Source organism: Hydrogenophaga sp., from assembly GCF_030373245.1.
GTDB lineage: Bacteria > Pseudomonadota > Gammaproteobacteria > Burkholderiales > Burkholderiaceae_C > Hydrogenophaga.
Map to the genome: position 1 here is coordinate 434,807 of NZ_JAUCZF010000003.1, position 11,576 is coordinate 446,382.

Annotated in this window: 14 protein-coding genes and 1 pseudogene; 7 read left to right on the plus strand and 8 right to left on the minus strand. The window is 63.7% G+C overall.

Going from position 1 to position 11,576, the window contains the following annotated elements; translation table 11 throughout:
- Positions 1-22 precede the first annotated feature (22 nt).
- Together QUV25_RS10100 and QUV25_RS10105 are read left to right on the plus strand one after the other, a co-directional pair.
- Positions 23-760, plus strand: a complete 738-nt coding sequence (locus QUV25_RS10100) for an Asp/Glu/hydantoin racemase (RefSeq protein WP_300863536.1) — start codon at positions 23-25, stop codon at positions 758-760.
- Positions 761-797: 37 nt separating this feature from the next.
- A complete protein-coding gene (locus QUV25_RS10105) occupies positions 798-1,508 on the plus strand; it encodes a GntR family transcriptional regulator (RefSeq protein WP_300863537.1) in 711 nt (236 codons plus the stop codon).
- Positions 1,509-1,658: 150 nt separating this feature from the next.
- Here QUV25_RS10105 and QUV25_RS10110 read toward each other — a convergent pair whose 3' ends face one another.
- Positions 1,659-2,297, minus strand: a complete 639-nt coding sequence (locus tag QUV25_RS10110) for a 3-oxoacid CoA-transferase subunit B (protein WP_300863538.1) — start codon at positions 2,295-2,297, stop codon at positions 1,659-1,661.
- A gap of 52 nt (positions 2,298-2,349) precedes the next feature.
- Positions 2,350-3,054, minus strand: a complete 705-nt coding sequence (locus tag QUV25_RS10115; RefSeq protein WP_300863540.1) for a CoA transferase subunit A — start codon at positions 3,052-3,054, stop codon at positions 2,350-2,352.
- Between the two features lie 69 nt (positions 3,055-3,123).
- On the opposite strand from QUV25_RS10115, the gene QUV25_RS10120 reads away from it, so the two are divergent.
- Positions 3,124-3,714 (plus strand): LuxR C-terminal-related transcriptional regulator, encoded by a 591-nt coding sequence (locus QUV25_RS10120; protein ID WP_300863542.1) that lies wholly within the window; start codon positions 3,124-3,126, stop codon positions 3,712-3,714.
- Positions 3,715-3,744: 30 nt separating this feature from the next.
- Positions 3,745-4,062, plus strand: coding sequence for a hypothetical protein (locus tag QUV25_RS10125; RefSeq protein WP_300863544.1), 318 nt, complete (start codon positions 3,745-3,747; stop codon positions 4,060-4,062).
- A 300-nt stretch (positions 4,063-4,362) separates the two neighbouring features.
- On the opposite strand, the gene QUV25_RS10130 is transcribed toward QUV25_RS10125, so the two are convergent.
- On the minus strand, positions 4,363-4,497 hold the full coding sequence (locus tag QUV25_RS10130; protein WP_300863545.1) for a hypothetical protein: 135 nt from the start codon (positions 4,495-4,497) through the stop codon (positions 4,363-4,365).
- Between the two features lie 52 nt (positions 4,498-4,549).
- On the minus strand, positions 4,550-4,927 hold the full coding sequence (gene pcaC, locus QUV25_RS10135; RefSeq protein WP_300863547.1) for a 4-carboxymuconolactone decarboxylase: 378 nt from the start codon (positions 4,925-4,927) through the stop codon (positions 4,550-4,552).
- Positions 4,928-5,010: 83 nt separating this feature from the next.
- Between pcaC and QUV25_RS10140 the strand changes: the two genes are divergently transcribed.
- Positions 5,011-5,601, plus strand: a complete 591-nt coding sequence (locus tag QUV25_RS10140) for a peroxidase-related enzyme (protein WP_300863548.1) — start codon at positions 5,011-5,013, stop codon at positions 5,599-5,601.
- A gap of 69 nt (positions 5,602-5,670) precedes the next feature.
- A complete protein-coding gene (locus tag QUV25_RS10145; RefSeq protein ID WP_300863550.1) occupies positions 5,671-6,483 on the plus strand; it encodes a transglutaminase family protein in 813 nt (270 codons plus the stop codon).
- A 38-nt stretch (positions 6,484-6,521) separates the two neighbouring features.
- On the opposite strand, the pseudogene QUV25_RS10150 reads toward QUV25_RS10145, so the two are convergent.
- The 4 genes and pseudogenes from QUV25_RS10150 to QUV25_RS10165 all read right to left on the minus strand — a co-directional run.
- Positions 6,522-7,121: pseudogene (locus tag QUV25_RS10150) on the minus strand (PQQ-dependent sugar dehydrogenase); the annotation flags it as partial.
- Between the two features lie 91 nt (positions 7,122-7,212).
- The gene (locus QUV25_RS10155; RefSeq protein ID WP_300863551.1) at positions 7,213-7,632 is read right to left on the minus strand and encodes a thioesterase family protein; all 420 of its coding nucleotides are present in this window, start codon (positions 7,630-7,632) and stop codon (positions 7,213-7,215) included.
- A complete protein-coding gene (locus QUV25_RS10160) occupies positions 7,629-8,576 on the minus strand; it encodes a DMT family transporter (RefSeq protein ID WP_366945652.1) in 948 nt (315 codons plus the stop codon). The genes QUV25_RS10155 and QUV25_RS10160 overlap by 4 nt, the downstream gene beginning before the upstream one ends.
- A gap of 175 nt (positions 8,577-8,751) precedes the next feature.
- Positions 8,752-9,534, minus strand: coding sequence for an SDR family oxidoreductase (locus tag QUV25_RS10165; protein ID WP_300863552.1), 783 nt, complete (start codon positions 9,532-9,534; stop codon positions 8,752-8,754).
- A 196-nt stretch (positions 9,535-9,730) separates the two neighbouring features.
- Here QUV25_RS10165 and QUV25_RS10170 point away from each other — a divergent pair, with 196 nt between their 5' ends.
- The gene (locus tag QUV25_RS10170; protein WP_300863553.1) at positions 9,731-11,416 is read left to right on the plus strand and encodes an electron transfer flavoprotein-ubiquinone oxidoreductase; all 1,686 of its coding nucleotides are present in this window, start codon (positions 9,731-9,733) and stop codon (positions 11,414-11,416) included.
- The last annotated feature ends 160 nt before the right edge of the window (positions 11,417-11,576 follow it).

Consider the following 11,576-nt stretch of genomic DNA (forward strand, 5'->3'; position numbering starts at 1 on the left):
CCCGAATACCCAGGATCCAACCATGAACAAGTCCGTCCGCCTCGGTGTTCTGACGCCTTCGTCCAATACGGCACTTGAGCCACTGACCAGCGCGCTGGCGGCAAAGGTGCTGGGCTGCAGCGCGCATTTTTCTCGTTTCAGCGTGACCGAGATCTCGCTCAGCAACCGTGCGCTGGGTCAGTTTGACGACTCCAAAATCCTGGCGGCCGCAGAACTGCTGGCTGATGCGAAGGTAGACGTGATTGCCTGGAGCGGTACCGCTGCTGGCTGGATGGGATTCGACAGCGACCGGCGGCTGTGTGAGCGCATTCACGCTCGAACCGGCATCGCTGCCACCACCGCCGTGCTCGCGCTCAATGAGTTGCTGAAGATCATGGGCGTACAACAACTGGCCCTGGTAACCCCATACACCGAGGACGTACAACAGCGCATCGTCGAGAACTACGCGCGAGAGGGCATCTCCGTGGTCGCTGAACGCCACCTGCGCATCAGCGTGAACCACGATTTCGCTCTCGTCGAGCCGGACACGCTGCTTGGCCTCATGCGGGAGGTCTCGTTGGGTACAGACCATGCTCGGCCACAGGCGATCAGTACGTACTGCACCAATCTGCGCGCCGCGCCTCTGGCCGCACGCGTGGAGACCGAGCTTGGCATTCCGTTGCTGGACACTGTGAGCACCACCGTTTGGGGCGCCCTGCGCGCAGTCGACGCAGACCCAGCACAGATCAAGGGTTGGGGCAGCCTGTTCGCGCTGCGCTGAGGGGACCGCGCTGGCCAGTCTCTACAATCCTGCCACCATGGCCATCGTACGTCCTCGAAAGTCACCCGTGCACGCGCGACTGGAGCGCGAAAACCTGCACGATGAAATCTACGAAAAGATTTACACCGCGATCTTGGAGCATCGACTCCATCCGGGCACCAAACTCGTCGAAGAGCGGCTAGCAGACATCTTCAGCGTCAGCCGGGCGCGAGTGCGCGAAGTTTTGGTTCGGCTGGCGCATGAGCAGGTGGTGGACATCATTCCGCAGCGCGGCGCCTACGTAGCGAAGCCGACGATCGATCAGGCGATCGACGTGTTTGAGGCGCGTCGTTTAATCGAACCAGCTGTCTTGCGCAGGCTGATCGAAGCCCTGACGCCAGAGCGCATCACGAGACTGCGCCAGCACACAGCGCTGGAGCAAGACGCGCGCCGCCGCGAGGACAAACGCGCCATCGTTCGTCTGTCAGGGGAATTTCACACATTGCTGGCTGAATTGGCAGGCAACTCCGCACTGGCGAGACAGATGCGAGAGCTGTCGTCGCTGACGTGCCTGATCATCTTCCTCTATGACGCGCCAACGGCAACCAGCTGCCGGGCTGACGAGCACAGTGAAATCGTTGAAGCAATAGCCCATCGCGACCTCTCCAAAGCCCAGGCACTGATGCTGGATCACCTTCAGCACATTGAGGGCAGCTTGAAGCTGGAGCCGGGTATTGGCGAAGCAGACTTGGAGGCAATTTTCCGCTGATTCGCTTGAGCGTGAAGCACAGCTTGTCCTATTGAGCGCCCAAGTGTCTGCGGAGATCAGACGCCTCATAGCCTCAGATGTTCTTGACCTCCAAACAGCGCAAACGGCCCCTCTGGGCCGTTTGTCTTGAAGTTCACCAGACTCATTCGCTCATATCAGGGGCACGCCGGTCTTGGACTGGATCTGCTCTCGGGTGACGCCGGGCGCCATTTCCACCAGCTTCAGTCCCTCGGGCGTCACGTCCATCACACCCAGGTCGGTGATGAGGCGATCCACCACGCCCTTGCCCGTGAGCGGCAGGGTGCATGCTGGCAGGATCTTCAGGTCTTCGGTACCGTCCTTCTTCTTGGCCACGTGCTCCATCAGCACGATCACCCGCTTGACGCCGGCCACGAGATCCATGGCGCCGCCCATGCCCTTGACCATCTTGCCGGGAATCATCCAGTTGGCCAGGTCGCCCTCGTGGGTCACCTGCATGGCGCCCAGGATGGACAGGTTGATCTTGCCGCCGCGGATCATGGCAAACGACTGATCGCTGCCAAAAATCGCCGAACCTTTGATGGTCGTCACGGTCTGCTTGCCGGCGTTGATGAGGTCAGCGTCCACCTCGTCCTCGTAGGGAAAGGGGCCGATGCCGAGCATGCCGTTTTCGCTCTGCAGCCACACCTCAACGTGGTCGGGCACGTGGTTGGCCACCAGCGTCGGGATGCCGATGCCGAGGTTCACGTAAAAACCGTCTTGCAGTTCTTCGGCCGCGCGCGCGGCCATCTGGTCTTGGGTCCAAGGCATGTTCGTTTCCTTTCGTGTTGGGGACAGAGCTGAAGATCTGTCCCGCAAAAAATCAGACTTTGCGGTCGCGGGTGGTGCGCTTCTCGATGCGCTTTTCGGGCGTGGGGTTGAGCACGATGCGGTGCACGTAGATGCCGGGCAGGTGCACGTCGTCGGGGGCGATCTCGCCGGTGGCCACGATGCGCTCAACCTCCACGATGCAGACCTTGCCCGCGGTGGCGGCGGCCGGGTTGAAGTTGCGCGCCGTCATGTTGAAGCGCAGGTTGCCCGAGCGGTCGGCCACATCGGCCTTGATCAGGGCCACATCGGGCAGCAGGGCGCGCTCCATCACGTAAGTCTCGCCGTCGAACTCTCGCAGCTCCTTGCCGTCGGCCACCAGCGTGCCCACGCCAGTCTTGGTGAAGAAAGCTGGAATACCGGCGCCACCAGCCCGCAACTTCTCGGCCAGCGTGCCCTGCGGCGTGAATTCGAGTTCGAGTTCACCGGCCAGGTACTGGCGTTCAAACTCCTTGTTTTCGCCCACGTAGCTGGAGATCATCTTCTTGATCTGGCGCGTCTGAAGCAGCTTGCCCAGACCAAAGTCGTCCACGCCGGCGTTGTTCGAGATGGCGGTCAGGTTCTTTGCGCCCGAATCGCGCAACGCGTCGATCAGGGCTTCGGGAATGCCGCACAGTCCAAAGCCACCCACGGCGATGAGCTGACCGTCGGCCACCACGCCTTTGAGCGCTTCGGCGGCGCTGGGGTAAATCTTGTTCACGTCGTTTGCTCCAAGGGTAAAAACAACAACAGCTACGATACTACGTAACAGCATACGTAGTTTGACCTAATGGCTAACCCGAACCCAGCGCTCCAACCAGTGGCGCCGGATATCGACTACCGTCTCGCCTTCGAGCTGGCGCCGCTGGGCATGGCGCTGTCGCGCCAGCGCATCATGGTGGACTGCAACCAGGCGCTGTGCGACATGTTCGGGGCCACGCGCAACCAGTTGCTGGGACAGAGCTTTCAGCTGCTCTACCCCAGCGCCGCCGAGTACGAGCGCACCGGCGCGCGCATCGCGCCCATCATCGGGCGCAACGGCACCTACGCCGACGACCGGATCATGAAGCGGGTGGATGGCCGCTTCAAGGGCGAGACGTTCTGGTGCCACGTGACCGGGCGCGCCCTGGAACGCTCCGCGCCCCACGAGGCCGGCATCTGGAGCTTTGAAGACCTGAGCTCGCGCCGCGCGGTGCGCGCCGAGCTCACGCCGCGCGAACGTGAAGTGGCCGCGCTGCTGATGGACGGCCTGACCAGCAAACAAATCGGCAAGGCCCTGGCCATCAGCCACCGCACCGTGGAGATCCACCGGGCGCGGTTGATGCGCAAGTACCAGGCCTCCAGTTCGGTGGATCTGGTGCACAAGCTCATTGCAGGTTAGGCTGACCTACCCCCCAATCAGGCCAGCCCCATGTCTTCCACCATTGAAGAACTGCTGGCGCGCATCCGTTCGTTCAAAGACGTTCTGGAGCGCGAATACAAACAGACGAGGGACGAGCCAGCGCGCAGCGATGGCGGAGCGATTTCTGGAGTTGCAGCAGAGCCAGAGGGTGGGGCTCTGGCGGTATTTGCGACACAGCCGCTGGCCGGTGGTGCTCACTGCATCCTTGATTTACGCCGGCTTGCCGGTATTTGCCCTTCTCAATGCCTTCATCAGCCTCTATCAGGCGGTGTGTTTTCCCATCTACGGCATCCCGCGTGTGCGTCGCCTTGCGCACCTGGTTTTTGACCGCTCAGGTCTCCCGTACCTCAACTTGGTCGAGAAGTTCAACTGCTTCTACTGCTCCTATGGCAACGGGGTGGTGTCCTACGCGCGCGAAGTGGCGGCGCGCACCGAGCAATACTGGTGTCCCATCAAGCACGCGCGCCCCCTGGTGTGTCCCCCAGGCAATACCCGGAATTCTTTGCACACGGAGACGGCGAAGCGTTTCGCCTCGGTCAAGGGCGCCTGCGCGAGAAGCTGGCCCAGGGCGACGGGTGTGGGGGCGATAGCGACCCACCTGCGGCTGTTTGAGACAACTGCCCACCGTCACTGCGGCCGCAATCCGCTTTCCTCAATGATCTTCGTCCACACGTTCGCATAGGTGCGTTCGCTCTCGGCCAGCTGGCGCAGGGTACCCATGACGGCGACCACGCGCAGTCCGCCGGACTTGCGGTTTTCCATCAAGCTGCCAAGTACAGCTTCGTGGAAAAACCAAATGATGGGGAACAACGAATCAGGGCGCGGGCGCGTCCACCACCTCGGCTGCCGTGCGAAACGCGTCGACCGAGGTCGGAATGCCGCAGTAGACGGCGGCGTGCAGCAACACCTCCTGGATCTCTTGCACGGTAGCACCGTTGTTGAGCGCGCCGCGCACATGGCCACGCAGCTCGTGCTGCTTGCCCAGCGCGGTGAGCATGGCCACCGTGACCAGGCTGCGCGTTTTGCGGTCCAGGCCTTCGCGCTGCCAGACGTCGCCCCACGCGTTGCGCGAAATGTGGTCCTGGATCGGCTGCGTGAAATCGGTGGCGCTGCCCAGCGCCCGGTCCACGAATGGATCGCCCATGACCTGGCGGCGCGTGGCCAGCCCCTTGTGATACTGCTCGTCTTGCATGCGCGACTCCCTGAGGTGGGTGGTGTTGGGCCTGAAGGATAAACTTCTTTGACATATTTTCGAACCAGCCCTGGAGACACCTCATGAGCCAAGAACGCTATCCCTTGCCTGACCTGAACACCTTGCCAGATGACATCCGCGCCAAGGTGATGGAGGTGCAGGAAAAGGCGGGCTTTGTGCCGAATGTTTTCCTGGCCTTTGCGCGCCGCCCCGCCGAGTGGCGCGCCTTCTTTGCCTACCACGACGCGCTGATGACGCCCGAGGCCGTGGGTCGCACATCGGGCTTGAGCAAGGGCGATCGCGAGATGATCGTCACGACCACCAGTGCCGCCAACCATTGCCTCTACTGTGTGGTGGCCCACGGCGCGATTCTGCGCATCTACGAGAAAAAGCCGCTGGTGGCGGACCAGGTGGCGGTGAACCACCGCAAGGCCGACATCACCCCACGCCAGCGCGCCATGCTCGACTTCGCCATGAAGGTCTGCCTGGCGTCGCATCAGATCGACGACGGCGATTTCGAGGCGCTGTACGCCCATGGCTTCAACGACGAGGACGCCTGGGACATCGCGGCCATCACCGCCTTCTTTGGCTTGTCGAACCGCATGGCGAGCTTCAGCAGCATGATGCCCAACCCGGAGTTCTACCTGATGGGGCGTGTGGCGAAGCAGAAATAAGTCCCACTTCCCGGGAATATCCGCTGGCCTCCGTCCGCAACAGCTGTCGGCAGCGGTACAAACGCAGTCATGAATCGTTCCGGTTTGCTCAGCCACCAGCCCGACGCGCAGCAGAGCGCACGGGATCAAGACTCACCCGGGCGATGGCTGGTCAACACACCGCTGCTTGACATCGAGCATCCCAAGATTCGGCTGCTGGCGCTTCGCCTCACTCAGCTGCAACAGGGAGATCGACACAAGGCGCTGGCCCTTTTTGAGCATGTGCGCGAGCTGCCGTTTGCCTGTCTGCCCGACGGCAACAGCGTCTCGGCCCTGACCGTGCTGCGGCGCGGCAGGGGCGACTGCCACACCAAGTCAACCCTGCTGGTGGCGCTGCTGCGCGCCATCCAGATCCCTTCTCGACTGCGCTTCGTCACGCTGCGAGCCGATTTCCTGCGGGGTGTGATCGATCTGGGTGCGCTGCCGATCGAACACTGCTGCGTCGAGGTGCTGATCGAGGGCCGATGGATCGCGGTCGACAGCCACGTGATGGACCCGCTGCTGGCACGCGCGGCCCTGGCACGCCTGGATGAAGAGAACCGGGATCTCGGCTATGGCATGCACCGCCGGGGTGCGACCGACTGGGATGGCCAGCAGCAAGCGTTTGCACCCTTTGTGGCCGACCACCCCGCCAGCTTGCCGGTGCATGACTGGGGGCCGTTCGATGACCCCTACCAGTTCTACAGCCAGGTGCCCCAGCAGCGTGAGCGCCTGGGCCTGCGCGGGCGACTGAGCTGGATGTTCGGTGCCCGGCTGGTCAACCGGCGGGTGAAGGCGTTGAGAGCGACCGCAATGGGCCGACTGCAAGCGGTTGCCAGCCTGGCGGCCCGCAACACGCGCTGAGACGCCTCGGGGCTGACCACGCTCACGCGGAGCAATCGGGCATTGCTGGCGTCATCGCTCAGCAGGTAGAGCTGGTCGTCTGGTCCCTGGCGCACATCGCGGATGCGCTGGCCCAGGCTGCACCGCAGGCGCTCACGCCCGACCTCACGATGACCGTCGAAAACCAGACGGTAACCTCGATGGCCGCTGCTCCCGACCTTCGGCCTCTGGCGGCAGATCACGCTCAGATTCACCAGCCGCAGCGCGGCGGCATCAAGCTCGGCGCGTGCCACCGCTGTGCCGTTGAGCGCGGCGCTGCCCGCATTGGCTTCGGAAAAGCTGAAGCAGATGCGCCGGTTGCGGGCGAACGCCCGATCAACGACAGCGTCCGGCAAGCTCCCCTGCCCTACCCCGCCCACTGCCGGCAATCCGCTGGCGCTGAGCAGCAGCAATTGCCCAGCTTTTCGCGTCACCAGCATACGGCCATCGGGCAGGAACGCCAGGCACCAGGGGCTGGCCAGACCACTGGTGAACTTGGAAGTGCTCACGGCGCCCAGATTGGGCACAAAGGCGCGCTGCACGGGCGCTGGTTGGGCAGCTACCATCAGCTGGCGCTGCGGAGTCGACGTCCCCCCGCAGCCCAGGAGCCAGCCGCTCATGATCAGCGCTGCAGCAAGTGCGCTGAAGACTCCAACGCCTGAAAGATGTGACGGGACCTAGCGCGTCAAGCCGGGGCAAGCATTGGTGAGCTCAGGTGAGCAGCGTGCGCATGTGATCAGGAAGGGGCGCAGATTTCTGCAACGGAAAGTTGACCCATACGGTGGTCGCGCCACCCGAGGCGTACAAGGTGTCGGGGTCGTCGCTGCGCGAGAGCGTGCACCAGCTCTCGAAGCTGCTGCGGCCCGGATCACTCACGAACAGCGTGGCCAGCACATCGCCCGGGTACTCCAGCTGCTTGTGGAAGTTGCAGAAGGCATTGACGATCACCGGCCCTTCGCCGCGTGGATCGGGCTCGCAGCCGATGGCGCGCATCCACTCGATGCGCACGATTTCCAGATAGCGGAAGTACACCGTGTTGTTGACGTGACCCATGGCGTCCATGTCGCCCCAGCGAATGGGCAGGGTCATGCTGAAGACCAGCTTCTTGTGAACAGGGAGTTCGAGTTTCATCGATGCGCGCGCATGGAGGCCAGCAGCCCGGCCAGGAACAAACCACAAGCCAGCCACTGAACCAGCGCCGGCCAGTGGGCAAACCAGAGGAAGCCATAGAGCAGCCCAAACACGGTCTCGCTCACGATGAGCTGCCCCGCCAGGCTGCCACTCAAGCGGCGACTGGCCATGTTCCACAGCACCGACGCGACCCAGGCCGCGCCAATCCCGGTGACCACGCAGACCAGCACAAAGCTACCGAAGCCAGGCTGCTGAGACAGCGTGGCCAGATCGGTGCCGGCCACGGCCCAGATCAGCAAGGCGCCGAGCCCAGCGGCTACACCCAGCCAGTTGGCCCACTGGGTGGAGTTCACCTCCGGGTGATGGGCCAACCAGCGTGCATTGAGCAGGCCAAACAAAACCCAGGACGCGGTCGCCAGCGCCGCGTAGAACACGCCCAGCCAGACCTGTGGCCCGCCGGGCAGCGCACCCAGTCCCTGTGCCGTGGCTTGCATCATCAGCCCCATGCCGGCGGCGGTCAGCAGAAGGCCGGGCAACAGGGAGGCCCAGCGCAGGTGCGCCGGCTTGCCCAGCAGCATCATCCACAGTGGGATGGTGCCGATCACCAGTACCGGCAGCGTGGCGCCCGCAGTCTGGATGGCCATCGCGAGCAACAAGTAGTAGCCCGTGTAGCCCAGCACACTGAGGCCCAGCGCAGCCGCCGCCTGGCGCCAGGTCGGCACCAGCCCCGCGCCGCGCAGTGCCGCCCACCCCATGAGCACGATCGACAAGGCCGCGCAGGCCAGGTAACGCCCCACCGTGATATCGACCGCGCTGAAGCCCGGCGCCATCAGCGGCGCCACAAAAGCCATGCCCCAGAACGCCCCCGCACCCAGACCGGCGAGCACGCCGGCGGTCATGCCTGTGGGCAGGCCTGGCGTTATCGAAACCGTGGAGGAGTTCAAATCAATTCAAGCGTGTAAAAGCGTCAAATCTGAGCACCGCAGGCGAAGCGGAAAAGCTTTGAGTGAAGGCGCTTGCGGCGAGAGAGGTCTGTTTCAGGGCGCCGCCGACCTGGCTTCGCCAGTCGGCCAGCGCCACCACCTGGGGGGTGACGCCGCAGGCGGCGCGGGGGGATCCTCAAGCCCCAAAGCCATCATCGGCTGCAATCACCGCGCCATTGATGAAATGGCTTTCACTGGCACACAGCATCACCAGCAGGGCATCCAGATCGCTCGGCTGGCCCACCCGCTTGCGCGGCAGCATGCTGATGAGCTTCTGTCCCTGCTCGGTGGTCCAGTGGTGGTGGTTGATCTCGGTGTCGATGTAGCCCGGGCAGATCGCATTGACGTTGATGCCGAAACGGCCCCACTCCACTGCCATGGCCTTCGTCATCTGGACCACCGCTGCCTTGCTCATGCAGTACACACCGATTTGTGGCAACACCTTCAAGCCGGCCATCGACGCGATGTTGATGATGCGTCCACCCACGTAGGTGCCGGGCGCAGCGCCCTTGGCCCGGGCCAGCATGCGCTTGGCCACTTCCTGCGCCACAAAAAAAGCGCCTTTGGTGTTGGTGTTGAAGATGAAGTCGTAGTCTTCTTCGGTCACATCCTGCAATCGCTGCGTGGTGCTCACGCCCGAGTTGTTGATCAGGATATCGATCGCGCCGACCTCGGTCTCGGCATGGGCCACCGCCGATCGGATCGATGCAAGATTGGTCACGTCGAGTGCCACCACGTGCGCGTCGCCACCCTCGGCTTCGATGTGCGCGCGCAAGGCCATGAGGCGATCGGTGCGCCGACTCGCCAGCACGACGGCCGCGCCCGCCTTGGCCAGCGTTTTGGCGAACTGCTCGCCCAAGCCACCCGATGCCCCAGTGATCAGCGCCACGCGCCCCGACAGATCCAGGCTGTATGCCATTAGAGAGACTCCTCAAAAGACGGCAGGCGTGTCCGGTGACACGCCCTGAGTGACAACGATTGTGCCTGCTTCACCTCTAGAATCGGTCTCGAGCCAGACACAGCCTGCCTGCAAGGCACGATGAACCTGCGGGTCTGCGCGCAACAAGCCACGGTGGGTTGCCACCAGTCCCGCACCCAGAGAGAAAGCACACAGCATGACGCAAGACGAGATCCTCGCCGCCCACGGGCCCCGCGAAGCCATGGAGTACGACGTGGTCGTGATCGGTGGTGGTCCCGCAGGACTGGCCACCGCCATCCGCCTCAAGCAACTCGCCTCCGAGAAGGGCAGCGAGTGCAACGTGTGCGTGCTGGAAAAAGGTTCGGAACCCGGCGCTCACATCCTGAGCGGCGCGGTGATGGACCCGCAAGCGCTGACCGAGCTGTTCCCTGACTGGAAAGAACGTGGAGCGCCCCTGAACCAGCCGGTGACCAGCGACGATGTGCTGTTCCTCTCCGAATCTGGCCAGAAGCGCACGCCCGACTTTCTGGTGCCGCGCAATTTTCACAACCATGGCAACTATGTCATCAGCCTGGGTGCGGTCACCAAGTGGCTGGGCGAGCAGGCCGAGGCCGCGGGCGTGGAGATCTTTCCAGGCTTCGCAGCAGCCGAGGTGTTGTACGACGAGAAGGGTGCGGTCAAAGGCGTCGCCACCGGCAACCTCGGCGTCGGAAAAGACGGCGAACCGACCGAGAACTTCCAGCTCGGCATGGAGCTGCACGCCAAGTACACCGTGTTCGCCGAAGGCGCACGCGGCCACCTCGGCAAGCAGCTGATCGCGAAGTTCAAGCTCGACGAAGGCAAGGACCCGCAAAGCTACGCCATTGGCATCAAGGAACTGTGGGAAGTACCAACCGACAAGGCGCAACCCGGCAAGGTGGTTCACACCGCTGGCTGGCCGATGGACAGCGACACCTACGGCGGCGGTTTCCTCTACCACCTGGAAGACAACAAGGTCACGCTGGGCTTCGTCACCGGTCTGGACTACAAGAACCCCTGGCTCTCGCCGTTCGAAGAGATGCAGCGCTGGAAAACCCACCCCGCCATCAAGGCGCATATCGAAGGCGGCAAGCGCCTAGGCTATGGCGCGCGCGCGATCACCGCCGGTGGCCTGCTTTCGTTGCCCAAGACGGTGTTCCCGGGTGGTGCCTTGGTGGGCTGCGATGCGGGCTTTCTCAACGCGGCCCGCATCAAGGGCAGCCACGCCGCGATCAAGAGCGGCATGCTGGTGGCCGAAGCCGCATTCGACGCACTGGCGGTCGGACGCAGCAGCGACGAACTCAGTGCCTTCCCCACCGCGTTCGAAAAAAGCTGGCTGCACACCGAATTGCACCAGTCGCGCAACTTCAAGCAGTGGTTCAAGAAGGGTGCCACCATGGGCGCACTCATGACCGGCATCGAGCAGTGGTTCCTGCCCAAGATCGGCGTGAGCACACCGCCCTGGACCATTCACCGCACGCAAGCGGATCACACCATGCTGCGCCCAGCCGCTGACATGCCGCAGATCAGCTACCCCAAGCCCGACGGCAAGCTCACTTTCGACCGGCTCTCCAGTGTGTTCGTCTCCAACACCAACCACGAAGAGCAGCAGCCGGCGCACCTCACGCTCAAAGACGCCAGCGTGCCGGTGAGCATCAACCTCGCGAAATACGCCGGGCCCGAGAGCCGCTACTGCCCGGCCGGCGTATACGAGTACGTGAAGACCGAGGCAGGACAGGACCGGCTGCAGATCAACGCGCAGAATTGCGTGCACTGCAAGACCTGCGACATCAAGGACCCCACGCAGAACATCGTCTGGGTGACCCCGGAAGGTGGCGGCGGCCCCAACTACGCTGGAATGTAGGAAAAGCCCCCACGCTCCGCCGCTGCGCGAGTCGCTGCCCCCCGAGGGGGCTGGGCCTGCCATGGGAGCGGCCCGGCGGCTGGCCCTGTGGCCCCCACGCTCCGTCGCTGCGCGGGTCGCTGCCCCCCGAGGGGGCTGGGCCTGCCTTGGGAGCGGCCCG